The organism is Gaoshiqia sp. US2 (assembly GCF_059705485.1).
This window is the reverse complement of sequence record NZ_AP048550.1, coordinates 5075592-5102563: the sequence shown is the minus strand read 5'-3', so window position 1 is coordinate 5102563 and position 26972 is coordinate 5075592. Positions and strand designations below refer to the sequence as shown.

The following is a 26972-nucleotide window of genomic DNA, read 5'->3' as shown; positions in this document are numbered from 1 at the left end:
TTATCCAAAAGTTGGTTGAGTTTGGTTTCCGGCAATCAAGTTATCAAAATAAAATAAAACAATAAACATTTCCGGCAAGACAGTTCATTATTTATTTTATATCTAAATAACAATGTAATTGTAAAAACTTGTTAATGTGGGCATATAAACAGGAAGATGATTTCCCTTTTGCCCGGATTTTAATTTATTTAGCTAATCCAATTTTGACAAGCAGCATGAATCATTCAACTTGTATTCTTTTTTGCCGTTGTGGGGCCCATGTAATTTCGGACGAAAAAACGGACGAATTAGCTGACGCTTTTCGCCGGTTGGATGCTGATGTATATGAACTTCGCGATTTGTGCGCCCTTTCGGTTAACGGGAAAGACGTGCTGCAAGCTACCGCGGAAAAATACGAACGCAAAGTGGTTGTAGCCTGTTATCCGCGTGCGGTCAAAAACCTGTTGCGACAGGCAGGACTTGATTTTGGAGAATTTGAGGTGCTGAATTTCAAGGCGCTTTCGGCAGAACAAATCGGGGTAAACCTGAGTGAAAGCCATCAATTGCAGGAAGGTGAAGCCAGCTACCGGGTTCTGCAAGCAGAACTGGATGTGCCGGCCTGGTTTCCCGTAATTGACGAATCACGCTGCACCCTTTGCGGGCAATGTGCCCGTTTTTGCCTGTTTGGCGTTTACAAATACGATAAAAAAAGTCTGCGGGTGGTTAACCCCCTGGCATGCAAAAATAATTGTCCGGCCTGTGGACGGACTTGCCCGGCATCAGCCATTATATTTCCGAGGCTGGCTGAGAAATCGGTACTGGCCGGCGCCGAAGTGGATGAGTCAAAATTACCCGGTCAGGCGAAGCCGGGGAGCTTGCTTTTTACACTGAATGAGCGTAACCAGGCGAGGAAAAACATTTTCAGGCAAGGGGTAGTGCAGTTGGCCGAAGAAGAACGGCGCAAGGCCTTGGAAGAATTCAAAAAAAGCATTCGAAAAGAAAACTGACATGCTGAAACAATTGCTGTTTAACACCGACAAACGGTGTCTGTATAAGTTTGTTTATAATCTTGGGATTAAAGGGGCGATCAGTTTTAACCGTTTTCAAAAACGGTTGAAGAACGGTCAGTTTTTCCCGGCTTTTCATTTTATCTCGGTGACCGACGATTGCAACCTGAATTGCCAGGGCTGCTGGGTGATGGGAAAGAAAAAAAACAACCGGCTGACGGCAGAGCAATTGGACCGGATCATTAACGAAACCAAAGCGCAAGGCTCTTATTTTTTTGGTATTCTGGGCGGAGAACCCTTGCTGTACAAGCCACTCTTCGGTATATTCAAAAAACATGCTGACTGTTATTTTCAACTTTTCACCAACGGCACCTTGCTGAGCCCCGATGTGGCGGATGAATTGCGCCGTTGTGCCAATGTAACACCCTTGATCAGCTTTGAAGGCGATGAAACGGTGGCTGACGTGCGCCGTGGAGGTAAAAACGTGTATCAACGCACCTGGCAGGCTGTTGAAAATGCGACCAAAGCCGGCCTGGTAACCGGAGTCGCCATGAGTGTTTGCAAATCAAATCTTGCCCTGGCTTTGTCGCCGGCTTTTATTCAATCGTTGATTGACCGGGGCGTGCTTTACCTTTGGTATTACATTTACCGGCCGGTTGGCGAAAATGCCACCGTGGAACTGAGCTTAAGCAAAGAAGAAATAGAACAACTGCGGTTGCACATGGTGGAAGCGCGGACAAAATATAAAATTGCCATCATTGATGCCTATTGGGACGGAGAGGGCAGGGGGCTTTGTCCGGCCGCTTCGGGTTTGAGCCATCACATCAATGCCTCGGGTTACATCGAACCCTGTCCGGTCATTCAGTTTGCGACCGACCGTGTTGGCGACAAACCACTGGCTGAAATTTACCGATCTTCGGCCTTCCTGAATGAGTTAAAGACAGCGATTCCAAAGAAAACCTCCGGTTGTATCCTTATGGAAGACCCCAAGTGGCTGGTTGATTTTACCGAAAGACACGGAGCAACCGATACTTCGGGCAGGGATAATGAAGCTGTCCGCCTGCGCGCGATGGAAAACGTATGCAGTCACGGATCGGGAAGACCCATCCCGGAGAAAAGTTGGGTGTATAAATTTGCGAAAAAACGGGCCTTTTTTGGATTGGGGGCCTACGGATAAAAAAGATGATAAAAACGCAACGACTATTAAAAGTACCTCAGGACGTGAAATTGCGAAGTTTGCTTCGCAAGGAAGCTGCTTTGTTTGTTGCCCGGGAAAAAATACTTCCCCCGGTTGATTTTACGCATTTGCAAAGTCTTGCCGGCGACCTGCTCCGGTATTTGGGGATGGATGAGGAATACCTCGATTTTACGATCGTACTGTGCGGTAACGAAATTTGGCGCGATGTGATTGCCGCTACTCCTTTTGACCGCCGACTGTTGTTGTTGCCGCAGTGCCTGAAAAATACCCAGAGCTGTCAGGCAGAGATGGACTCGCTCGGTTTAATTTGTTCCGGGTGTAAAGCCTGCCCGATTGACAGCGTGTTGACGAAAGCAGAGGCTCTGGGCTACACCACCCTGGTTGCCGAAGGAACCACCGTTGCGGTAGGTCTGGTTGAAGAAGGCGCCATCGATGCGGTGATTGGCGTAAGTTGCATGCCTGTTTTGCAGCGTTCGTTTGAGCCGGTTTCGCGGGCTGCCGTGCCGGTTATGGGCCTGCCGCTGTTGTTTAATGGCTGTGAAAATACCAACGTGGATTATGGCTGGCTGTTCGAAGAAATGCATGTTTTGAAGCAGAATACAGCGATTCAGCCACTGTCGGTTTCTTTATTAAAAGATCAGGTTCAGGATTATTTTACAGAATTTACCCTGCAGGATTTTTTTCTGGCAGGTAACGAAACCGAAAAACTGGCCAAGCGCATGCTGATGCTGGGTGGCCAGCGGATCAGACCCTTACTGACGGTGCTGGCTTACCGTTCGTATGCCAGGGAAGTTAAAGAAGATTTACAGGCCGCGTTGGCTATGATTATCGAATGCTTTCATAAAGCCTCGCTGATTCATGACGACCTGGAAGACGATGACGATTACCGCTACAACCAGGAAACTCTGCATAAAACACATGGCATTCCGGTGGCGGTAAATGTGGGCGATTACCTGATCGGCAAAGGCTATCAGTTGCTGGCAAACCTGCCTGTCGATCCGGTGGCATTGGCCGGCTCTCTTCGTGTGGTCTCATCATCGCACCTGAATCTGGCAACAGGGCAGGGAGCCGACCTGATGCTGAACGGACAAACCGATTCGCTGTCGGTTGACCAGCTGCTGCAAATCTTCATTCAAAAAACAGGTGAGGCAGTAAAAGTGGCGCTCTTGCTCGGCTCCATTAACGGGGGGGCCGATCCCGGTGAATTGAAAATCCTGGAAACTTTTGCCGACTGGTTTGGCATTGCCTACCAGATTCGCGACGATTTGAATGAATTCAGGGAAGACCACCAGCCGGAACATACCCATCATTTCCCGTTTTTGCTGGCTTTGCTGAATGAAAAACTGGTTGAAAATGACGAGGCGGGATTGCAAAAACGGACAAAATTAACTTCCGAAGAATTGCACCGCTTGATGCGGGATGAAAAAGTGGATTTGCATGCCGATGCTTTCCTGAAATTGTATGTTGACAAATGTTATCGTGAACTCGACCGGTTGCAAAACCTGAAGCTGAAACTGAGTTTATATGGGGTAATGGGCAAAATATTCTAAAAAACCATGAACCCCGCCAAACGAAACAGACCGCTTTACCTGCAATTCGTCCGGACCATCCAAAACGGGCTGGACTTGCTTGATCCGGATATTCAAACTGAAATCAGACAGTTTACCGATCGTCAGCAACATTCATCAGGCGCGTTTACCGACCGTGCCGGAAACCCCGATTGTTATTATTCGTTGTTTGGTTTTTGGCTGGCCTCGGCCTTAAATATGAAAAGCGCTCTGACGCGCTTGCTGGATTTTGTATCGGCAAAAGAAATGGATGTTGATAAAAAAGTGGTTGACCGGTTTGCCTTGATGCTCATCCGGCATTCTTTATCTCCCGCGAAAAATGACTCGTCAAACTTGTTCAGGATGCTTTTAAAAAAAGAATACCGGCTGAATTTTTCCTATCAGCTGTTCTTATTTTTACTGGTGTTTGATGCCCGGTACGGACGAAAGGGATGGTTCTATTTTCTGGTTCGCCTGGTTTTGAGATGGTATCAGCCTGCCGCCGGTGTTCCGTGCAGCATATTGGCCGCCCTGACAGTCGCCAGGCACGAAGTGGGCCTGAAAACCGAAAAACAACAGCAGCAGTTATTGAATTTTCTTGACGGGAATAAGGGATTTAAGTCGTTCGCGCACATGGCCTCGGGCGATTTGTTGTCGACAGGCGTGGCTTTGTATGCCTTGCAGCAGACAGGGTATGATTTGCGGCTGATTGCCCCGGCCTGTTTCGATTTCGTTCAGCGGCAATATGCCGATGGAGCATTCTTGTCGGGCGACGGCGATGAAACCCGCGATTTGGAATACACGTTTTATGGTTTGCTGGCCTTGGGTTGTTTGGCCGGAAGCAAGGATGGTGAGTATGGGGCAGAAAACACCGGGATAAGTTGAAATTAGTGAATGACGATCATCTTGATTTATGACAAAACAAGATCTTGAAAAACGCTTTAAGGAGCTAACCGGAATTTTATTGCAGGAAATGAACCCGCAAGGTTTCTGGACCGGAGAATTGTCATCCAGCGCACTGGGAGTGGCCGTGGCTGTTGCTGCTTTGCATTTTCATGACGCGCAAGCCAACCGGGATGAAATCAGGAAGGGTTTGGACTGGCTTCGGCGGAATGTCAATGCCGATGGTAGTTTTGGCGATACGCCTGAAAGTCCCGGCAATGTGAGCACCAGTTTGCTGGTGTATGCTGCAGCAAACCTGTATGCGGCAACCGACGAAAATACGGCCTTGTTGCAGGAGCAGGCGGCCGCTTATTTGTCAGGACAGGGAATTGATGTCCGTTCGCCGCAGGTCGCCGAAGTTATACTTGGTTTTTATCAAAAAGATTACACGTTTTCGGTCCCGATCCTCACCATGTGCGGTTTGTGCGGCGTTCCGGGCGACGGCGCATTTCAACACGTTCCCCAGTTACCCTTTGAGCTGTCGTTGGTGCCCCGCAAATTTTACCGCTTGCTTAAGCTGAGCGTGGTCAGTTATGCTGTTCCGGCCTTGGTGGCTGTGGGTATTGTGATTTTCAAAAAGAAGAAGTCGAATGTTTTTTGGCGGCTAATCAGGAAAGGTTTCGTAGGTCCCGCGCTGAGTTTACTCCGGCGGTTAATGCCCGAAAGCGGCGGATTTCTGGAAGCCATTCCCTTAACGGCATTCGTGAGCTTAAGCTTGATCGAGGCTGGTTTTCGCGGGCTGGAAATCGTGGAAAAAGGAATTGCCTTCTTGAAGCGTAGCCAGCGCGCCGATGGCAGCTGGCCGATCGATGTTGACCTGTCGACCTGGGTGACTACCCTGGCTGTAAAATCGCTTCGCGGGCGAACGACCGAGGCGCTCGGCCCGGAGATGCAATTTCGTATTGCCGGACATCTGAATAATATACAACATCTGGAAATACATCCCTTTAACGGCGCTCAGCCAGGTGGATGGGGCTGGACCAGCTATACCGGCTCGGTGCCCGACGGCGATGATACGCCCGGCGCCATCCTTGCTTTACTTCAACTTCAACCAAAACAACAGGTAAAACAACAGGTGTTGGCGGCCTGTGAGTGGCTGCTGCAATTGCAAAACAGCGACGGCGGCATACCTACTTTTTCAAAAGGTTGGGGTAAGTTGCCCTTTGATCAGAGTTGTGCCGACCTGACAGGGCATTGCCTGCTGGCCATGTCGGCTTGTTTGGATGCGTTTGGGGCGGAACTGGACTCCGGCGCTTCAAAGAGGTTTACCAGTGCCGTTAAACGAATGGGCGCTTACCTGAAAAAATACCAGCGGATGGATGGAAGCTGGCTGCCGCTTTGGTTTGGCAACCAGTATGCCTCCGGTCACGTCAATCCGGTTTACGGCACCGCACGGGTGCTGACTTATTTGCACGATGTCACTCGTTTCAGGTGGCCGGATCGCACGATGCGGGAACAGTTGCAAAAACTCATTCAGCCGGCTGAGCAGTTTTTGCTGAATGTTCAAAATGAAGATGGTAGCTGGGGCGGCGATAAAACGGTCAGCGGATCGCTTGAAGAAACCGCTTTGGCCATTTCTGCCCTTTCTGTTGGTCGCAATGACGAGGCTTGTTTACGGGGGTTAAACTGGCTGGATGCTTATTACCTTCAACACGGATTGAAAGCCGCACCCATCGGGCTGTATTTCGCCTCCCTTTGGTATGATGAAAAGCTCTACCCGTTAACGGCTTACCTGGAAGCAGTTGTTCGTGTGGCCGAAAATGAAGATGGTGAAACCTGAATCAGTCGCGGGAACAACTCATCGTAATTCGCTCGCCATCGGTGGTGATGTAGTTCCCCATTAAGTTTGCCGTTAGGCAACTGTGTACGGGAATGATTTCAACCAGATCGCCCACGTTGAAGTGGTTAAAATCTTTATAGGTCACTTTGAGTATCCCGTGTTCCTGGCTGAGTTTGTGCAGGTAGTTCCGTTCGTCGAGCAGCACTTTTTCGCCGTTTACCCTGACAACAATCTGACCGTAAAGCTCTTTCCCGTCGGTATTGGTAATGGAGTCTTTCGAAATATGCACGGCTCCTCCGTAAATCACCACTTCGTTACGCGAAGCGTGTTTGGCAATTACAGGACAAACCAGGCGTACCGCGATATCGTCGAATCTACAGGCGCCAAGTTTCCACTGCATCAGGTCGTAAAAAACAAAATTACCGGGACGGATTTCATCAATGCCGTCGAAATTCTCGCAAATGCTGGCCGATGGGGTATCGCCCAATGATAACAACAAATTGGGCCAGTCGGCCTGATAGCGATATTTTAGCGAACGCATTTTTAGCAGCGCATCAAAATGACGGTTGAAAATATCGTGTTTGGAATAGGCCTGGTACGTTTGCCCGGTATGCGAAAGAAATCCGGTGAAGGACAATCGCGGGTTATTCTGCATAATTTCCAGAAGGCTGTCTGTCAGGTTGGTTTTACTTGCTGATATTCCCGTGCGGTTTTGACCGGTATCAATTTCAATATAAATACCCACCGGAAACCGGATAAATTTATCCAGATAAAGCAGCGATTCATTGTTTTCGACCAGTAATTTCAACTTGACTCTTTGAGCCAGTTGATTAATCTGATCGATCTCAAGGATATTCAACGGAATAGCAATGGTGATGTCATTCCATCCGTGTTCGGCAAAATACGAGGCCATGGCTACCGACGAGACGGTAATGCCTGTGACTCCGAATTCGCGAAACCACTCGCCAATTTCTGCTGATTGATGTGTTTTGAAATGTGGACGAAATTGCAGGTTTTTTGATTTTGCCCGCGCAACCATCCGGGCAATGTTTTTGCGACAAACCTCTTTGTCAAGTACCAGGGTTGGACGTACTATTTCCATGATAAAACCAGTTTTATTCCATAAAATCAGATGTCAAAGAAACAGGATCATAAAAAACACCGATGACCAATCTGATTTTTTCAAACAAGCCTTTAAAGTTAAATATTTCAATGAGCAATAAAAATTATTGCAGGTCGAATAAAAAAGATGATGTCAGATTAGCAGGCGCCGTATTTTATCTGTTTTTTTGAAGAAATTTGGTTTCCTGGTACAAATAACTTTAAATTGCTTTTCTTAGTTTTGTGTCTGCTGATAATTCGCTTTAGATCTGTTCCTTTTGCAATCGACTAAAATTACATATGGCCTGTTTCTGATCATTCAATTCCTTGGGATCGCGACGCTGTCGCAAGCCGGTCATTTGCGGTATGCTGAACTTCCCGACAGCGCCCGGGCCAAAATCCGTTTGACTTCTTATTTGCTCATCCATCCAACCGATTTTTCAACGGGAGAAATCTTACAACTGGCTGACCGACAAATCCCGTTCGCTTTCTTTGAACCGGGTTTTCCGGATGCGAACATGGAACTTTTGTTGCGGCAAATATCCGAAAAACAAAGCCCGATACCGCTTATCCGGCAAAATACAGGTTTGAACGATAATACAGAACTTCCCGGGTTGATCCTGATCAAGCCGGAACAAATGGATCAGATTCCACTGAAGTCAATGGTTTCGGATAGTCTGTTCAGTGATTCGTTCTTTAGTTTCAACGAGTTGCTTTACGTGTTTGGTGATGTGGACCAGCCAGCAGACAGCAGTCTGTTGTTCCGGCTTTGGAGGCAATCGGGAAAACTCCCTAATTTTATTCATGCCCCCAAAGAGCAGCTTGAGGCGTTGATACCGCTTGTTGAATCGCTGAACTCCCACCGGAAAATTTACGGGGTCATCCGGGCGGGCGACCAACTCCTTGGCCGGGTTTCGTGGAAAGATTACCCCAACAGGATGACCAACGGATATTTTTGCTTCCCGATAGAAGGACAGGCCCGACGGACTTTCAGCCCCTATAAAGCGGGTTATCAGTTTTCACCCGATATTATTCTGGACTCACCTGAAAATCTGAATTATCCGAAAATTTTTAAAGCGGTTGAATTGAGCGCTGACTTTGGTTTGAGCGATCATTTTAAATTTAATGGGAAAATTGTAAACCGGGAACGGGGCAACACAAAGGAAATATTGACCTATGATATTGAGTTCGTAAAGGATGAAACCCGTGGACAGGTTGGCTGGTTTCCGGGAAGGGCTTATGTTGATGCCGGTTTGCAAAGTAAGACATCGTTAAAAACGAATTTCAGCATCACGGCCTGGATCAAGCCCACCAAGATTGAGGCAAACAACAGCATCCTGGGAAAAGGAAGAAATTTTGTCCTGAAATTACATAGCGGGATGCTCACCTATACGATGCAAGGCATTAAAGATTACCGGAGCCAAAACTCAAAAGTTCCGCTTAACCAATGGACATTTGTAGGTCTGGTACACTCGGCATATGAAAACCGGATTAGTTTTTATATCAACGGCGAGCTGACTGATCAAACCGACCTGATTATTCCGTATGACGAATCGGATTATACCTTACTGATTGGCAGTAATCTTTGGGAAGAGTTTTTCTCGGGGTATATGGATGAAATTAAAATCTGGACCAGGGAACTCAATGGCGATGAAATCCGTCGCCAATACCAGGATTCGCGAATAAAACACGGGAAACAAACTTATGCATTAATTTTTCTGATCCTGATTCCTGCTATTGTTTTCCTGCTGCGCCGAAGCCGAAAGCATCGAACTCCCCATCCGACAAATGGTGAAGCAGCGAAACAAATTCATCCGGGGTCTCCGGTCAGCAGAGAAACGATCACGTGTTTTGGCGGATTAAAGGTGATAAACGAACAGGGTATCGACATCAGTCAGCGTTTTTCGCCCAAATTAAAAAAATTGTTCGTTTTGATTTTTCTCCACAGCGTGGATGAACCGAAAGGAATCACCACGAAAAAGCTATCCGAGACCTTGTGGCCCGGAATGAGTCCGCAGCATGCCAAAAACACACGGGGAACCAACATCCAAAACCTCAAAGCGGCGCTTGCCTCCTGTCCCGGCATCAAACTGGTCTTCCGCGACAAGCTTTGGTTTCTTGAGTTCGGTCCATTCGTTTATGCCGATTATACCGATGTTCAGGTCAGGATCGGGCAACTCGAAAAATGGGTTGGTGACGGACCTGTTCCCGAAAAAGAACTCAAAGCCTTGCTGGATATTTTAAACCAAGGGACGCTTTTTCCAAATATGACCGAATCGTGGCTTGATCCTTACGTGAGCAAAATGAGCGACCGGATCATTGAGCTGGGATTGAGGCTCTTCGACCTGCTTGATGAGAATAAACAGGCCTCCCTGATTCATGAATTAGCCGAGGTGATTAGCCTGAACGACCCGCTCAACGAACCGTCGCTTCGTGCAAAACTTCGAATCCTCACCCGGCAGGGAAAATTAAGCCTTGCCCTGACGTTGTACAATCACTTTGTCAGGCTTTACAGCGAGTTGTACCAGGAGACCTATCCGGTCGATTTCAGAGACCTGACCTCGGAAGTCTGAGCTGATCAATGACGAAAGATTTGTATTGGCCTTATTTTCTTTTGGCATTACCCCTTTTATTACCCCTGCTGTTATACCCTCTTTGTTTTCTTTGCCGTAAACAAGCTGACAGGTAAATACTAAATCAAATCAAATACGAATGAATAACAAAACGGACAATCGTCGCGATTTTATTAAAAAGTCGCTGATTGCTGCTGCCGGGATTACGATAATTCCCAGGCATGTCATGGGAGGCGCCGGTTTTCTGGCGCCCAGCGATCAACTAACAAAAGCCATTATTGGCGTCGGAGGAATGGGGCAGGGGCACATTAACTATGAAGGTACCCGCTTGCTGGCTGTTTGCGATGTCGACAAGAACCACCTGGAACAAACCCTGAAGAAGGTAAATGCAGAAGTGAAAGGTTACGCCGATTTTCGGGAAGTGCTTCAACGTCCCGACATCGACATCGTCCACATTGCCACGCCGCCTCACTGGCACGGTATCATGTCGGTGATGGCAGCCCGGGCCGGTAAAGATGTATGGTGCGAAAAGCCCATGACCCGTACCATTGGCGAAGGTAAACGCGTGGTGGAAGCCATGAAGGCGAACGGCCGCATGTTCCGGTTGAATACCTGGTTCAGGTTTAAAGATAACTTTTACGGACTGGGTACGCCAGTAAAACCCTTGAAAAAAGCGGTGCAAAGCGGGGCCCTGGGCTGGCCGCTGAAAGTAACCATCAGCGGGGTAACCGGCTTCGACTGGAAATTCTACTGGGTTGGAAAGACCAACCTCAGCCCGGAACCTGTTCCTGCCGAACTTGATTATGACATGTGGCTGGGACCGGCCCCCCTGAAACCTTACAATAAACACCGTGTGCATCAGACTTTTCGCGGGTACTGGGATTACGACGGCGGCGGTCTGGGCGATATGGGGCAGCATTACATCGATCCGGTGCAATATATTCTCGACAAGGACGATACCAGTCCGGTAAAAGTGGAGATTGACGCTCCCCAGCAACACTACGACGCCATCGGAACATGGCGAAAAATCACCTATACATACGCTGACGGATGCCAGATCATTCTCGATGGTGAAAATAAAGATCAGAATGCCGCTTATATTGAGGGGCCTAAGGGGAAAATCTATAAAGGATTTAAATCGGACATTCCCGGACTGAATAAGTTGATTGACGCTCTTCCTGATCCGGAACCCCGGATAACCACTTTCAGCGAATCGGTACGCACGCGCAAGAAATTTGCGCTGAACGAAGAAAACGGGCATCGTTCGTGTACTATCGTAAATATGGGCGTTATCGCGTTGCAATTGGGGCGTAATCTGGAATTCGACCCGGTTAAACAGGAGTTTGTTCATGACGATGAAGCCAACAAGCTCATTAACCAGCCAATGCGCGGCGAATGGACCATTTAAGGATCGAAGCACAATATGATGGAGTTAAACCAAGAAGAAATATGAAATATCTTTTTAAAAATATACTGACTGTTTTGTTGACAGCCGTTCTGGCAGTTCCGTCTTTCAGCCAGGACACCCGGACCATCGGCACAAAGGTGGCCGATATACTGGCACAGTTTCCCGCGCCGGATGCGGAACATACCAACCGGTTGATGGCCGGGATTACCGACCTTGGACCGGAAGGTCTCGCCAAGGTGTTTAACCTGCTTGTTCCCGCAGGTACGGGCGACGACACCCAGGTGCGTTATGCTGTGGGCGGTCTGGCCCGCTATGCCGGCGCTCCCGGGCGCGAAAAAGTCAGGGAGCAGGTTGAAAATTCTTTTCTGGCAGCCTTAAATGAAGCTTCGGACCGGGAGGTGAAGGATTTCCTCATCCGGCAGTTGGCTTTCTGCGGGCAATCGGCCACCGTTGATGCATTGGCGAAATACCTGGATGTGCCTGAATTGTCGTCGCCGGCCGTAGCCACGCTAACCACGATCGGGACCGGCGAGGCCGCCGCTACCCTCCTCCGCGCCCTTCAATCTCAAACCGGCCCCCGCCAGGCTGAGCTGATCAAAGCCTTAGGCGTACTGAAATATCAGCCGGCTGAAAGCTATCTGATCACCCTCTCCGCAAAAGCACAAGCTCCGGTTTTAGCCACGTTATATGCGGCATTGGCTGAAACCGGCGGGAAAAATTCAGCGACCTTGTTTAAATCGGCGGCAGAGAATGCACGTTTCGCCACCGATGAAAACGGAAGCATGGTTTCGTACCTGCGGTATGCCGGACGGCTGGCTGAAGACAATGAAGTAAAATTAAGCAATTCGCTGTGTGCTGCCGTGTTGAAAAGCTGCACCCGGACAGACCAGCTGCAGTTCAGATCGGCTGCACTGGCAATCCTGCACGGGAACGGAGAAACTTCAGTTCCCTTGTTTTTAAAAGAGATCAAAAACTCAGATAAGGCTTATCGGGTTGCCGTGATGCGTATTGCCGGCGATCAGCTAAATTCGAGACAAGCCGGGCAGTGGATTGCCGGATTCAAAAAAGTTTCGGCTGAAAGCCAGGCTGAACTGCTTCACTTTTTAGCTCCCCGTCAGGATGAAAATGTTCTGACCGAAGTTATTCTGCCGTCTTTGTCGGCCACACAGGCTGCTGTTCGCCACGAAGCAATCCGCGCTCTGGTGATCAACCAAAAAAATGTTGCTGTTCCGCTGCTGCTCGATCAGTTGAAAAAAGTACAGGATCAGAATGATTACCCCGTGTTGAAAGAAGCTTTGTTCACCTCCTGTTCGGTGAACGAATGCAACCAGCTTGCTGATGAAATGAGTCAGATGAATGATGCCGGTAAAACGGTACTCATTGAAGTGCTGGCCGGACGTGGTGCAAGCGCCTATTTTGGTTTGGCGGAAAAGCTTTGTGCGTCAGAAAGCCCCGAAGTACGCCTGGCTGCCTATGCTGCGCTTAGCCGGATGAGCCAGCCTGAAAACATCAACCAACTGATCACACTGCTCGGAAAAACCTCTGTTCCGGCCGAAACGGAAGCGGTACAAAAAGCCATCATAGGGCTCTATGCGTCCGATGATCATCCCCAGGCTTCCATTGTGTTGAATAAGCTGACCTCAGGGACACAACGCGAAAAGCTGATCCCGGTATTGCCGTACCTGAACGACGGGAATGCTTTGAAAAGCGTTAACTCGCTGCTGGAAGACGGAACAAAATCCGAAAAAAAAGCGGCTTTGAAAGCGCTGACCAACTGGACCGATCACACTGCTTTACCGGCATTATTCACTATTTTTAGCAACAACGACTATCGGGCTTTCCGGGCAGAGGCGCTCAGCGCTTATCTCCGACAGGTAAACCAGGCTGCTATTCCGGACGACCGGAAACTGCTTTGGCTCGACAAAATCATGGGCGAATGTACCGGGACCGAAGAAAAGAAACAGGTCATCAGCCTCGCCGGATCGGTGAAAACATTCCTGTCGCTGGTTTTTGTATCCAACTACCTCGATCAGGAGGAACTGAGCGGGGCCGCAGCTCAGGCGGCTATGAAAATAGCTTTGCCTTCGGGCGGAGAGAAAAACGGGCTAACAGGACAAGTCGTCCGGGAAACGCTGGAAAAAGTCAAAGAGAAAATTACAGGTCCCGACAGCCAGTATTTTAAAATAGATATCCAGGAATACCTGGATAAAATGCCTGCTGAAGCGGGTTATCTGTCTGTCTTCAACGGCGAAGACCTTAGCGGGTGGCAAGGACTGGTGAAGAATCCAATTGCCAGGGCAAAGATGTCAGCCGCCATGTTGGCGAAAGAACAGGTTGCGGCAAACAAACGCATGCTCGAAAACTGGTCGGTGAAAAACGGTTCCATCGTATTCAACGGGAAAGGCGACAACCTGTGTACCGTGAAAAGTTACAAGGATTTTGACCTGGTAGTTGATTGGCGGATTACCAAAGACGGCGACAGCGGTATTTACCTACGCGGAACGCCCCAGGTTCAGATTTGGGACACGGCCCGTGTTGACGTAGGCGCCCAGGTTGGATCGGGCGGACTTTATAACAATTCAAAAAATCCCAGCAAGCCGCTGGTTCTGGCCGACAATGCCATTGGCGACTGGAACACCTTCCGCATCCGGATGGTTGACCAGCGGGTCACGGTTTACCTGAACGGTGTTCTTGTTGTCGACAACGTGATCCTGGAAAACTACTGGGACCGCAACATCCCGATTTTCAGCGAAGGACCCATCGAATTGCAGGCTCATGGTACCGACCTGGCCTTCCGGAATATCTATGTCCGCGAGATTAATCCGGACAGCTCAAACCTGAGCGAAACAGAAAAGGCAGAAGGCTTCGTTTCCCTGTTTAACGGCCAGAACCTTGATCTCTGGGTGGGCAATAAAACCGATTATGTCGCCGAGGACGGTGTCATTGCCGTTTATCCGACAAAAGGAAGCCGGGGCAATCTGTATACGGCGAAAGAATATTCCGACTTCATTTTTCGCTTCGAGTTTCAGCTGACCCCGGGCGCTAACAATGGCCTCGGAATTCATACGCCGATGGAAGGCGACGCCGCTTATGTGGGCAAAGAGTTGCAGATCCTCGATGATACCGCGCCAATTTATGCCAAACTGGAGCCATACCAGTACCACGGATCGGTATATGGCATCATCCCGGCCAAACGCGGTTTCCTGAAACCGGTTGGCGACTGGAATTACCAGGAAGTGATCGTTAAAGGCGATGATATTAAGATCACCCTTAACGGCGAAGTGATTGTTGACGGAAATATGAAGGAAGCAAGTAAAAACGGAACAGCCGACCACAAGGAACATCCCGGTCTGGAACGCCATTCCGGTCATATCGCCTTTCTGGGACACGGCTCCGAACTGAAGTTCCGGAATCTTCGGATTAAGGAATTGAAATAGTCACTTTCGGGCTTATTCCCTGCGATTGATGAAACGAAGCAAGTTGTTTGTTTTTTAACCGGCAGCTTGCTTCGTTGTTTTTTTATAATACCTGTTGGAGATGATCTGTTCAAAAATCTCAGCCGTTTCATCGGGAAAATCGATTTTCAGGGCCTTTTTCTCACGCAGCCATTGGCCGATCTGTTGTTGACCGGTATTCAGGTCGGTAAGTACGGTGATTCCCATACTTTTCAGGAAAGCGGCGTTGCAGGCTTGTTCGTACTGATTTTTCATGGGAACAACGCACAGTTTTTTCCCCATATAAATGGCCTCTGCCGGTGTTTCAAAGCCCGCGGTGCATAAAATGCCGGCACAGTTAATAAATGATTCGCTAAACTGTTCAAGCGAAACGGGGTGGAATGAAATGTTTTTCCGTTGATAGGTTTCGGGGCTGTGTTTCGAAAAAACTTCCCAACGGGTATCCGGAAAGGCCGATAGGATGCGTTCAATCTCCTTGTTGCTGTATGCCGGCAGATATACCGTGTAATGTCCTTTGTTTTCAGGCGCGGCTTTTCGGATGGAAGGACGGATGACCGGGGTATAGTTGTTTGCATCGAGAGCCGTAAAATGAAACCCGTATTTTACGGATGCCGGTGCATAATTTCTCAAAATGAATCGGCCCAGCCTGTTTTTTCTGACAGGCAGAGGAGCTTTGGCATGGAGCACGGCATTCTGATGACTGACGCCGATGCACGCTTTTCCTTTTAACCGGCATGCCCAGGCCGAAACCGGCTCAAAGTCGCACAACACCAGGTCGTACTGCTTAACAGGCAGTTTGATCAGATCCCTGATCAGGCGCAGGGGCCGTAAGCGAGAAAGCGTTTTCAGCAGGCTGATCCCTCCCTTTTTGCCGAAAATAAAACTCATCCCGTAAAGCCGGTAATCTACCGGAAAGGGAAGTTTGATGTCGCCCTGGATGCCGCTGACCAACACATCGGTCCGGGCCAGTTGTTTTAACAAGGGAACAATCTCTGTTGCCCGGGCTAAATGCCCGTTTCCGGTTCCCTGGATGGCATACAGGATTCGTAAATTGCGGTTGTTCATAAATGGTAGGTGTTTTTACAGGATATTGGCCACGGCAAGTTCACGGAAGAGCGACTGGTAAAGCTGCTTTTCGTTCGGAATATCCGGCTCGTCAGTCATTATTTCATCGTCATGGTCATCTTTGTATTGGAAAAGACTCCATTTTCCGTTGTGATATTCGGCAGCGGTAAAATGTTCGACCCAGTCTCCACAGTTCAGGTAATGCACGGCCCCGTGTTCATTGATGATTTGTTTGTCGCGCGGTTGATGGGTGTGCCCGCAGATGACTGTTTTGTATCCCTGCGCGGAGGCTGTTTTGCTCACCACCCGTTCAAAAGGCGATACCTGGGGCCGCTCTTTCACCAATTTATCCTTGATGCTTTTATAAATGATGAATTCTTTCAACCCGAAGGGGTTCAGCAACTGGTTCAGTCCGTGATTAACGACGGATAAAAGTCCGTAAACGGCAGCGCCAAGTTTTGCCAGCCATTTTGCCCGGTGAATGATATGATCGAAAATGTCGCCGTGAAAAATCCAGGTTTTCTTCCCGTCAATTTCCAGGATCAACTGGTTGACGATTTTTAGGTTACCCATTTGGGTCTGGTTGAATTTTCTCAGAAATTCGTCGTGATTTCCGGTAATGTAAATCACATGCACGCCTTTTTCGAGCATACGGATAAATTGCCGGATGACTTTCAGGTGCGATTTGGGAAAGTATTTGCGGCTAAACCGCCAGGAGTCAATAATATCGCCATTCAAAACCAACATCCCGGGATTAATCGACTTGAGGTATTTTAATACTTTCTTTGCTTTGCTGGCACGGGTTGCCAGGTGCAGGTCTGAGATGACGGCTATTTCCGGCTGTCTTGTTATCATATTCCGTATCATTTGCGGCAAGTTTGTAAATCACTGTTAAGCAGCAGTTACGGCAAAGTCAATAAAAGCATATCAAATGGCATTAAAAGCGCGTCGGTTTGTAAATTATTTTTAAACAACTTAAACACAGGGTAAATCAGAACTTCTGTTTATACTTGTTTAACAGCATCTGCCGGTCTTATTTCTGATATACGAACTTGTGTTAATTTCGTATGCTTAATGAACCAAAATTACATGTCTCAACATTTCAACGGAAACGACCATGAGCTTTGGGCACAATTTCTGGATGGAAATAACCAGGTTTTGTCTCTGATCTATCTCCGGTATGTTAATGCTTTATACGACTATGGGTGTAAAATTTCTTCCGACCGTGATTTGGTGAAAGATTGCATTCAGGACATCTTTTGTACGATCATCCGAAATCGCAAATCACTTTCTCCTACGGATAATATTCAGCTTTACCTGTTCAAGGCGCTTAAACGGAAATTGATCCGCGAACTACAGCGAAATCAAAAATACAAACAGCTTGATCAGGAAGGTAACCGTTTCGAAGTTGCTTTTTTTCAGAGCTTTGATCATGTTGAATATGAACTGACCGATGAGCAGAAACAAAAACTGGTTGCAGCTGTCGACTCATTGAGCGCCAGGCAAAAAGAAGCCATTTATCTTCGTTTTACACGGGGAATGGATTACCGGGAAATTGCTGTTATTCTTAACCTGAACTATCAATCGGCGCGCGCCCTCATCCACAGGGGCATCAGTAAATTGCGTGAAATTTTAGCCGAAAAATCCAATTATTTCAATCAATTTATGCTCTGTATCTTGTGTCAGGCAAAGAAAAATGCTTTACAACAGTAAAAAAATCGCTCAAAAACTATCAACAGAAATCAGTTTCGTGCCTTTTACCGGCAGATTCTGATGTTTATGGAGAAGTACAAAAAATATACGAGCGAAGACTTTTTAGCCGATGCTTATTTTGTCAGCTGGTTGCTCAATCCAACCGACGAACAGGAAAAACACTGGAAAGATTTCCTGGAACACTATCCCGACAAAAAACAGGCAATTGATGAGGCCCGGTTTATTTTCAGCATGTTTCAGCACGAACAGGCAAAACTGAGCCTGGATGAAACCTATGATATCTGGAATAACATCCTGAAATCGTTCCGTGGCCCGGTAAGATTAAGGTGGGGAACTGCATTGAAGTACGCAGCGGTGCTGTTGGTTGTTTTCCTGTCGGGCGCCATCAGTTATTATATCTACGAAAACAGGCCACAAACTCATTTCGACCTGGTTTCTGTTCCCGAGACAAGCAGCAATGAGGCTAAAATCATCCTGTCCGACGGTTCGGAAATTTCACTCGAAAAAAAAGAGTCTGAAATTACCTACAACAGCGCCGGCAATCAACTGATTGTGAACAACGATACCATTCGCCAGAATCAGGCGTCGGGGCGTGAGGTGATGAACAAGGTGATTATTCCTTACGGCAAAAAATCGATGATCCATCTGTCAGACGGAACAATGGTTTGGTTGAATGCCGGGAGTCAGCTGATCTATCCGTCCACCTTCCTGCGCAAAAAAAGGGAAGTGGTTTTAATCGGAGAGGCTTATTTCGATGTGGCCAGGATGGAGGACAGACCGTTTATCGTCCGCACGGCCGATATGAATGTAAAAGTGCTGGGTACCCGCTTTGATGTGTCGGCCTACCCCGAAGATAACTTTACCGAAGCGATTTTGGAAGAAGGCAGCGTGGCCCTTGAAATAAAAACCAAAGATTTTGATGACCCGCGGAACGAGTTTATCCTGAAGCCCAACGAAAAATTCAGTTTAAGTAAGGAAGAAGGCGGAATTTCTGTCAGGACGGTCGATGTCAGCATGTACACGGCCTGGAAGGACGGTATGCTGAAAGCGGAGAAAGAAGACCTGGTGCGGGTCATTAAAAAAGTAGAACGTTATTACAATATCCGGATCGAGATGAAAGACCCTCTGGCGGGAGGTTATGTCATCTCCGGGAAGCTTGATTTGAAAGGAAGCCCGGAAGAGGTGCTGAGTATCATTAAACTGACAGTGCCGATCGACTGGACCAAAAAAAGCAACGGGGATTTTGTAATCGTAAGAAAATAAAAATGGATAAAAAAACCGGTAAGCGTAGCAGCGCTTACCGGTTCAAACCATGGGTTTTATTAGTCGTTAAACTAAACGTTTTAAATGTATGAAAAAAATGTTTTATGTACGAACCTTTCTTTCAAACGAAAGGTTAAAAAAAATGTTCCTTGTCATGAGGTTATCAGTAATGCTACTTTTGGTCAGTGTTTTCACCGCCGTGGGGGGCAGTTATTCGCAAAACACAAAATTCTCAATGAGTCTGAGTAAGGCTACGATTAAGCAGGTTTTTAACGAAATTGAACAAAACAGCGAATTTATCATCGTTTATTCAGATGATATTTTGGATGTAACCGAAGTGGTTACCATTAACGTGAAAAATTCTCCGGTCGGTAAAGTTTTGGATCAACTTTTCGCCGGAACGCCTTTAAGCTATGAAATTAAAGACGGCAAATTGTAATTACCCAGCGCGAAGAGCTGAAACGGCCGGCAACCGGACAGCAAGCTGTCAACCAGTTGCAGGGACGTGTGGTTGATGTGGCCGGCCAGCCCTTGCCGGGCGTTACCGTACTGGTGATGGGAACCACCATCGGCACCATCACCAATTTTAATGGCGAATTTACGCTGAATGCCCCTTCCGACGCCAGAAGCCTGCAATTCTCTTTTGTCGGGTTTCAAACGGAAGAAATCGCCATCGGCACACAAAAAACGTTTCAGGTGCAGATGCGTGAAGACGTTCTGGAACTGGAAGAAGTGGTTGCCGTGGGCTACGGTGTTCAGCGCAAGAGCGACCTGACCGGCGCAACCAGCCGCCTGACCGGAGACAATATGAACAAGGCGGTGGCTACTTCGCCGATCGAAATGATGCAGGGCCGGATTTCAGGCGTCAACATTATCCAAAACAGCGGGGAGCCGGGAACCGGGATGTCAGTCCGAATCCGCGGTTCCAACTCCATCCGTTCCGGGCAGGAACCCTTGTATGTGGTTGACGGTATTCCGCTTGACAATGCCGATATTACCCCAACAGGCGGCGGCGCGGCGGGTTATGGCAGCGGCGCCGTAAAAAACCCGATCAGCTTTCTGAACCCGGAAGATATCGAATCGATTGACATCCTGAAAGACGCCTCATCGACCGCGATTTACGGGGCCCGGGGCGCTAACGGGGTGGTTATTATTACCACCAAAAAAGGAAAACAGGGCAAAGGCACCATCACCTACGACGGCTATACCGGTATGGCTCAGATACGCGAAAAACTGGATATGCTTACTGCGGCCGAATTTCGTTCGTATACCAAGGCGAACGGCTCTAAATTGCTCGATTTGGGAGCCAGCGTCGATTGGCAGGATGAAATTTATACCACCGGGATCACGCAAAGTCACAACCTCTCGTATGGCGGGGGAACCGAAAACTTTACCTTCCATGCTTCGTTGGGCTACCTCGATCAGGAAGGAATTGTGAAAACAACCGGGCAGGAAAAACTGAACGGAAAAATTAATGTGACTCAAAAAGCGTTTGATGGTAAACTGAACCTGACGGGAAGTTTAATCGCCTCGCACACCACCGATTTCCGCGCTCCGATTACCGAACAAAGCGGCTCGGGCTACGAAGGCGACCTGATCCTGACCGCCTTGAAGTCGAACCCTACCTATCCGATTTTTAATCCGGACGGAACCTATTACCAACACACCAAAGACCAGCGAAACCCGTTGGCCATGCTCAATTTGGTGGATGACGAAACCCAAACCGACCGGATGATCTCCAACATGTCGGCAGAGTTCGAAATCGTCAAAAATCTGAAATACAAACTGAACGTAGGCTTGGACCGTACCGTGGCCGAGCGTCGTGTAAACCAGGATAAGCAACTGAGTTACCTGGCAAACAAGGGCGAAGCAAACATCAACGGCATTACAGCCAACAACCGCCTGATTGAAAACTATGTTACCTATCTGAAGGACATTGGCACGGATCATTCATTCAACTTCTTGGCCGGGCATGCCTACCAGTTCTTTAAGGTGAGCACCACCCAAATGAATGTAAACGGCTTTGAGGTGGATGATGTCAAATACACCGACAACCTTCAGTATGGTAATTTCTCGTCGGCAAATGTGAATTCATCGGCTTACGAACGTGAACTGCAATCCTTTTTCGGACGCGTTAATTACAGTTTCAGAGACAAATACCTGTTTACGTTCACCGGACGTTTTGACGGTTCATCCAAATTCGGCGAAAACAAAAAATACGGGTTCTTCCCCTCAGCCGCCTTTGCATGGAGGGTATCCGAAGAAGAATTCCTGCAAGGGTCCGGCAAATTAAGCAACCTGAAACTTCGTTTGGGATGGGGGCTGACCGGTAACCAGGAAATTCCCGACAAAATCTCCTTACTGGCAGTGGGGACCACTCCCTCAGCCAACGGATATTTTAACGGCATGTTGTCTCCCGGTATCACTTTCCTGAGAACACCAAACCCCGACATTCAGTGGGAAACCACTATTCAAACCAACTTAGGTATCGATTTCGGATTTTTCGAAAACCGGCTGTCTGGTACAATTGATGTGTTCAATAAAAACACCAAAGATGTTTTGCTGGAAGTGCCTGCCAAAGCGCCTGCCGCCGCGCAAACCCAATGGCAAAATGTTCCCGATCTGAGGATTGTCAACAACGGGATCGAATTGGGGCTGAACGGTTTGTTGATTGACAATAACGACCTGACCTGGGACCTGGGCTTCAATATCGCTTACATCAAGAATAAAGTGAAAGACCTGCCCGTTAAGTTTATCGAAACCGGTAATGCCAGCGGACAAGGCCTCTCAGGCACCCGCGTACAGGTGATCACCAACAACGAACCGGTGGGCACATTCTATGGCATGGTTTGGGAAGGCTTTGACAGCAACGGTGAAAGTGTTTACAAAAAGGATGAGAATGGTGTTGATGTGAAAGAATCGTTAGGTTCGGCATTGCCCGATTACACGTACAGCTTTAACTCAAAACTAAAATACAAACGTTTCGATATCAGCATGTTCTGGTATGGCACACAAGGCAACAAAGTGTATAACAACACGGCCAACGCCTTGTTTCTGAAAGGCCCGCTGGATAAAGGGAACAACGTGCTGAAATCCGTGCTCAAATCCAACGAAAGCCCGGGCAACTCGAACGCCTTCTCTTCCCGGTTTATCGAAGACGGTTCGTTCCTGCGCCTGGCCAACGTGACCTTGGGTTGCACCCTCAACACGAAATCAGTGAAGTGGCTGAACAACGCACGCGTGTATGTCACCGGTAACAACCTGCTGCTCTTTACCGACTATACCGGATATGACCCGGAAGTAAACGTGGCTGCCGACGAAAACGGCGTGCCTTCGATGGGGATCGACTATACGGCCTATCCGAAGCCACGGACATTTACCTTTGGTTTAAACCTTCAATTTTAACATGAACCTAAATCCGAAAAAAAGATGAAACCATATAAATTTATTCTGTTCTTTACCCTACTGGGTTTGTTGGCTGTTGTTGGTTGTACCGACCTGGAAGAAACAGTACTGGACGAGCAGTTAGGCGCCGACCTGGTCAACAACCCGCAAAACATCGAAGCATTGATCAACCCGCCGTACGGAAGCCTTCGGCGCACCATCGAATGGTACGACTACTGGGCCTTACAGCAAGTTTCTACCGACGAGACCATTATCCCGACACGCGGTACCGACTGGTACGACAACGGCGCCTGGATGGAGCTCCATCTGCATACCTGGACAGCCGACCACATCCGCATGAAAAACGTTTGGGACGCGCTTAGCCAAGGTGTTTCGCGGGCGAATACCGCCATTTACTACATTGGGCATTTCCCGCAAACAGCCACCACCGAGCAATACATCAACGAAGCCCGCTTCCTGCGTGCCTACTACATGTACCTGATCAACGATTTGTTTGGACAGGTGCCTTACCGCGAAGCGGATGAGCTGGATTTTTCCATATCGCCCATGGTGATGAACCGCAAAGCGGCCACTGATTTCATCATTGAAGAGATCAAAGCGGTTATGCCCAACCTGAAGACCAAGGCCCAGGTGGGCTCCGAACGCGTAACTGTTGGCGCGGCCCAAGCCTTGCTGGCAAAAATTTACCTTAATTACGAAGTGTATACCGGAGAAGCAAAATGGGCCGATGCCATTACTTACTGCGACCAGCTGATCAATTCGGGTGTTTACACCGTGGCCGACGATTACTGGACCATGTTCCAGAAAGATGTGGCCGAACATCCCGAATTTATCCTTCGTGTGCCGATGGATGACAATGTGGATATGGGCAGCGGCAGCGTTTGGGTGAATTTCACCCTGCATTACTCCCAGGTTTTTGGAAACATCACGAGCACCTGGAACGGGCCTTCCACCACCAAAACATTTTTCGAAACTTGGGATATGGTAAACGACGCCCGTTTTTATGATGACCGCATAAAAGGGCAAACCGGCTTCAATCAGGGATTTTTACACGGACAACAATATGGATTGGACGGAACGGCATTGTCGCAGCGCAATGGCTCTCCGCTGATTTTCGTGCCCGAGATCAACCTGTCAAGTTCGCCCGAGAATGCGGGGATCCGTGTTGTCAAGTTTGCTCCCAATCCGGCCACCGAACGCCAGTTTTCGTCACCCAACGATGTGCCAATTATGCGCATCTCTGATATTTATCTGATCCGTGCCGAGGCAAAATTACGGAACAATGATCCGGCCGGGGCATTGGCCGATGTCAATTTTATCCGTTCCAAACGCAGCGCCGCCGGCAAAACATTACCTGCCCGGACTGCGATTACGCTCGATGATATTCTGAAAGAACGTGGTTTTGAATTGTATTGGGAAGGTCTGCGCCGTCAGGACCTGATCCGTTTTGGTAAATTCACGGAAGCTTATCAGGAAAAACCGGTCACTAACGCGCAAAAAGAGCTCTTCCCGCTCCCTACCTCAGCTGTTGATGTCAATGAAAACCTGATCCAAAATCCAGGTTATTGATTAACCGGGACCGATTAACCCATGACTGAATGCCAGCCGCTGCCGTTTGGAGTGGCTGGCTTCTTTTCAACCCGATTTTTTTGGCTTTGAGAATTCACGGGTTGTTTTAAACCATAATTCTTTCCGGTTGTTGTAATAATCGAAAATCAAAAAAAACGAATAAGATGAAAGAAACAACCGGAAAAATTACCTCTAAAGGAAACCCCTTAACCCTGTTGGGTGAACAAATAAAAGTGGGTGATAAAGCTCCTGACTTTGTCGTGTTAGGTTCAGGCTTGCAACCTGTAAAACTGTCCGATTACGAGGGTAAAGTGAGGGTTATTGCTGTGTATCCGTCGATTGATACCGGCGTTTGCCAGGCCCAGAACCGCAGGTTCAATGCCGAAGCTTCCAACCTGGGAGATGCAGTAATCCTGTCCATCTCCTGCGACCTGCCTTTTGCCCAAAGCCGTTTTTGTGCCGCTGAAGGGCTCGACAAGGTGATCACCTTATCTGATCACCGCGATGTGGATTTTGGAACCAGATATGGTTTTCTGATCAAGGAGTTACGTTTGCTGGCCCGCGGCACTGTGATTATTGACAGAGACGGAATTGTAAAATATGTGGAATATGTTCCCGAAGTGAGCAGTGAGCCGGATTACGAGGCTGCCATTAAAGTGGTAAAAGGTTTATTGTAAGAAGGATTTCTATTTTTTTATAGAAGAGGCTGTTTTGGAGAGAGTGTATGGTAGCTCAGTCTGCCGAATAACTTGTTTTCAAAACAGCCTCTTTCTTGTTTATCCGGCTACGGCAATTTTGACTACCAGTTTCTTTACCGATTTCGGTTCTTCAATCATGATGGAAGGACGGTGAACATCCGAAGGGAAAAACAGGAAAAACGAATCGGTGGTTGCGGTGTAATAATCACCTTCATTTTCGGTGAAGAAGATCAGATCTTTTTCTTCGTTGTATTCCAGGGCGCCAACTGCTTTAGGTAAGGGTAAAATCCCCATTTTTTCTTCCCCGGAGATCATAAACTGCAAGTCGGTATACTTTTTATGAGCCTCCCATTTGGCTTGTTCAGGCAGCTTGGTCCGGTATTCCGAAACCATGGCAAAAGCTTCGTTTCCAACCAGGGAGTATTTTCCGGGCTCAAGAGCTGAAAGGTCCTGTTTCATAAAGGCAAACACGGCTTTCCATAAGTCCGGACGGGCATGATATTGTTTGTAAAACTGATCGATATCAACTGACTCGTGAAACCTGACAGGGGCTCCTTCAGTCCAGGAACCGCTGTTTAACCATTCTTTTGCTGTACTCATCGTCACAAATTTTAATTCTTTTTTTTGAATGAACGCAAAAGTAATGATATTTCAGGTTGGTTCGGGAGAATTTAACGCACAAAAAATGCGGCTTCTTTTGGATAACCGCATTGGAAAACCAGTAGAAGTAAGAATTACTTAACTTCTACCGTATAATCGAAAACGTCATTTCCTGTGGCCAAAACCACTTGGTAATTTCCGTTTTTCAATTTAGAGAGGTTCAGACCTTCATTTACAGAAAAAGTATTTTCCAATGCTTTGTTGTAAATCAGGTTGCTTCCTTCGTAAATAAGCAGATTCATGTTTTCACCCGGATAGTTCAGGTAAGCGACACGTAAAACATCGTCTTTGAAGGAGAAAAAGGGTTCCACCACATTTTTCATTTTACCCACATTGATGTTTTTGTTGTCGATGCTGAATGCGCGTTCGCTGACAGCGCCGTCAATGCTTACCGTCAGACGATAATCACCTTTTTCCAGCTTGGAAAAATCATAGATTTTGCGGTATTCCGCTGCATTTCCTTCGGTTTCCTTGTAGTAGATCATCTCGCCGGATGAATTTTCGATACTGATCTGAAATTTGCTTTCGGCATTGTTCGAAATAGCGACTACAGCGCGGTCGGCTGTTAACGGAAGGATGTCAACCCGAAGGTTCCCGGTGGCCATGGCCATGTTTGCGATAACTATTAAAGCAAACATCATTGTTAAAGTTCTGATCGTTTTCATAGTTTTAAACTTTTAAAAAGTTCGACATTCATTACAAGACAAATGTACCATGTTTTACAACATATGCCGTAAAACATACGTTAATTGTAGGTTAAGTTTATGTTGTCCAACATATCGACATAATCTATACACGAATAGGCGTTGTTTTCCCTTATATTTAAAGGGATTTTGAAAATGAGTCGTTCTTTATCAAATATTGTGCCAGCGCATAAAGTAAAATATTAAATTTAGATCAAACAGATGCAAACAGAAATCTTACAATTGCTGGAAGGAGCAAAAAAGGCCAGCGGATTAACGGTGATTATCGATGTATTCCGGGCATTTTCGGTAGCCTGTTACGCTTTCAACAGCGGGGTGACTAAAATTTACCCGGTAAGCGATATCGACCAGGCATACCGCCTTAAAGCGCAAAACCCGGATTATATCCTGGTGGGAGAACGAAACGAGAAAAAGCCTGAAGGTTTTGATTTCGGCAACTCGCCATCGCAGTTACTCTCCGGCAATCTTTCGGGAAAAACCATGGTACATACCACCAGCTCGGGGACACAGGGAATTGCCAATGCCACCGGAGCTGATGAGCTGATCACCGGTAGTTTTGTCAACGCCGGTGCCATTATTCAGTACATTGAACAACGAAAACCCGAAAAGCTATCGCTGGTTTGCATGGGCTATGCCTGTTCGTATCCCACAGACGAAGACACATTTCTGGCCGAATATATTAAAGCCAGGCTGGAGAAACAACCGGTTGATTTTGAGGCGATGGTCGAAAAGCTTCGTGCCGGATCGGGAGCCCGTTTTTTTGCTCCGGAAAAGCAGGAGTGGGCGCCCTCGGCCGATTTTGAACTATGCCTGAGCTTAAACCGGTTCAATTTTATACTGAAAGTTGAACAGGAAAACGGATGTAATTATCTGAAAAAAATCGATCTTTAGGCACATATTTGATA

The 26972-nt window shown here is 47.7% G+C and carries 20 protein-coding genes; 15 read left to right on the top strand and 5 right to left on the bottom strand.

The annotated features are described in order from the left end of the window. Positions 1-134: 134 nt before the first annotated feature. The 5 genes from AC6H3C_RS20495 to AC6H3C_RS20475 are packed head-to-tail and all read left to right on the top strand — an operon-like array spanning position 135 to position 6453. Positions 135-986 (top strand): ATP-binding protein, encoded by an 852-nt coding sequence (locus AC6H3C_RS20495; protein ID WP_497517404.1) that lies wholly within the window; start codon positions 135-137, stop codon positions 984-986. 1 nt (position 987) lies between these two features. After that, entirely contained in the window at positions 988-2163 is a 1176-nt protein-coding gene (locus AC6H3C_RS20490; RefSeq protein WP_497517403.1) for a radical SAM protein, read from the top strand. A gap of 5 nt (positions 2164-2168) precedes the next feature. Further along, complete coding sequence (locus AC6H3C_RS20485; protein ID WP_497517402.1) at positions 2169-3734, top strand: polyprenyl synthetase family protein; 1566 nt, start codon at positions 2169-2171, stop codon at positions 3732-3734. A gap of 6 nt (positions 3735-3740) precedes the next feature. Next, entirely contained in the window at positions 3741-4616 is an 876-nt protein-coding gene (locus AC6H3C_RS20480; protein WP_497517401.1) for a hypothetical protein, read from the top strand. A gap of 28 nt (positions 4617-4644) precedes the next feature. Further along, positions 4645-6453, top strand: a complete 1809-nt coding sequence (locus AC6H3C_RS20475) for a hypothetical protein (protein WP_497517400.1) — start codon at positions 4645-4647, stop codon at positions 6451-6453. Position 6454: 1 nt separating this feature from the next. Here the strand turns inward: AC6H3C_RS20475 and AC6H3C_RS20470 are convergent, their stop codons facing one another. Continuing rightward, positions 6455-7555 (bottom strand): alanine racemase, encoded by a 1101-nt coding sequence (locus tag AC6H3C_RS20470; RefSeq protein WP_497517399.1) that lies wholly within the window; start codon positions 7553-7555, stop codon positions 6455-6457. Positions 7556-7832: 277 nt separating this feature from the next. On the opposite strand from AC6H3C_RS20470, the gene AC6H3C_RS20465 reads away from it, so the two are divergent. The 3 genes from AC6H3C_RS20465 (at position 7833) to AC6H3C_RS20455 (ending at position 14972) form a co-directional block, all read left to right on the top strand. Continuing rightward, a complete protein-coding gene (locus AC6H3C_RS20465; protein ID WP_497517398.1) occupies positions 7833-10127 on the top strand; it encodes a LamG-like jellyroll fold domain-containing protein in 2295 nt (764 codons plus the stop codon). 139 nt (positions 10128-10266) lie between these two features. Next, positions 10267-11535, top strand: a complete 1269-nt coding sequence (locus tag AC6H3C_RS20460; RefSeq protein ID WP_497517397.1) for a Gfo/Idh/MocA family oxidoreductase — start codon at positions 10267-10269, stop codon at positions 11533-11535. Positions 11536-11576: 41 nt separating this feature from the next. Next, positions 11577-14972 carry a 3-keto-alpha-glucoside-1,2-lyase-like domain-containing protein gene (locus AC6H3C_RS20455; protein WP_497517396.1) on the top strand — a complete coding sequence of 1132 codons (3396 nt, stop codon included), beginning with the start codon at positions 11577-11579 and terminating at the stop codon, positions 14970-14972. Positions 14973-15026: 54 nt separating this feature from the next. Here AC6H3C_RS20455 and AC6H3C_RS20450 read toward each other — a convergent pair whose 3' ends face one another. Beyond that, positions 15027-16055 carry a glycosyltransferase family protein gene (locus tag AC6H3C_RS20450; RefSeq protein ID WP_497517395.1) on the bottom strand — a complete coding sequence of 343 codons (1029 nt, stop codon included), beginning with the start codon at positions 16053-16055 and terminating at the stop codon, positions 15027-15029. 15 nt (positions 16056-16070) lie between these two features. Then, a complete protein-coding gene (locus tag AC6H3C_RS20445) occupies positions 16071-16910 on the bottom strand; it encodes a UDP-2,3-diacylglucosamine diphosphatase (protein ID WP_497517394.1) in 840 nt (279 codons plus the stop codon). A gap of 234 nt (positions 16911-17144) precedes the next feature. Here AC6H3C_RS20445 and AC6H3C_RS20440 point away from each other — a divergent pair, with 234 nt between their 5' ends. From AC6H3C_RS20440 to tpx, 6 genes are all read left to right on the top strand, one after another. Beyond that, entirely contained in the window at positions 17145-17768 is a 624-nt protein-coding gene (locus tag AC6H3C_RS20440) for an RNA polymerase sigma factor (protein WP_497517393.1), read from the top strand. A gap of 66 nt (positions 17769-17834) precedes the next feature. Further along, positions 17835-19031: a FecR family protein gene (locus AC6H3C_RS20435; RefSeq protein ID WP_497517392.1), complete on the top strand. Its 1197-nt coding sequence runs from the start codon at positions 17835-17837 to the stop codon at positions 19029-19031. A gap of 154 nt (positions 19032-19185) precedes the next feature. Continuing rightward, complete coding sequence (locus AC6H3C_RS20430; RefSeq protein ID WP_497517391.1) at positions 19186-19470, top strand: STN domain-containing protein; 285 nt, start codon at positions 19186-19188, stop codon at positions 19468-19470. 56 nt (positions 19471-19526) lie between these two features. Continuing rightward, positions 19527-22436 (top strand): SusC/RagA family TonB-linked outer membrane protein, encoded by a 2910-nt coding sequence (locus AC6H3C_RS20425; protein ID WP_497517390.1) that lies wholly within the window; start codon positions 19527-19529, stop codon positions 22434-22436. 24 nt (positions 22437-22460) lie between these two features. Then, on the top strand, positions 22461-24005 hold the full coding sequence (locus tag AC6H3C_RS20420) for a RagB/SusD family nutrient uptake outer membrane protein (RefSeq protein ID WP_497517389.1): 1545 nt from the start codon (positions 22461-22463) through the stop codon (positions 24003-24005). Positions 24006-24169: 164 nt separating this feature from the next. Then, on the top strand, positions 24170-24682 hold the full coding sequence (gene tpx, locus AC6H3C_RS20415) for a thiol peroxidase (protein ID WP_497517388.1): 513 nt from the start codon (positions 24170-24172) through the stop codon (positions 24680-24682). Positions 24683-24781: 99 nt separating this feature from the next. Here the strand turns inward: tpx and AC6H3C_RS20410 are convergent, their stop codons facing one another. Then, positions 24782-25303: a NanQ anomerase/TabA/YiaL family protein gene (locus tag AC6H3C_RS20410; RefSeq protein ID WP_497517387.1), complete on the bottom strand. Its 522-nt coding sequence runs from the start codon at positions 25301-25303 to the stop codon at positions 24782-24784. 134 nt (positions 25304-25437) lie between these two features. After that, positions 25438-26028: a T9SS type A sorting domain-containing protein gene (locus tag AC6H3C_RS20405; protein ID WP_497517386.1), complete on the bottom strand. Its 591-nt coding sequence runs from the start codon at positions 26026-26028 to the stop codon at positions 25438-25440. A gap of 240 nt (positions 26029-26268) precedes the next feature. Between AC6H3C_RS20405 and AC6H3C_RS20400 the strand changes: the two genes are divergently transcribed. Further along, positions 26269-26958 carry a 2-phosphosulfolactate phosphatase gene (locus AC6H3C_RS20400; protein WP_497517385.1) on the top strand — a complete coding sequence of 230 codons (690 nt, stop codon included), beginning with the start codon at positions 26269-26271 and terminating at the stop codon, positions 26956-26958. The last annotated feature ends 14 nt before the right edge of the window (positions 26959-26972 follow it).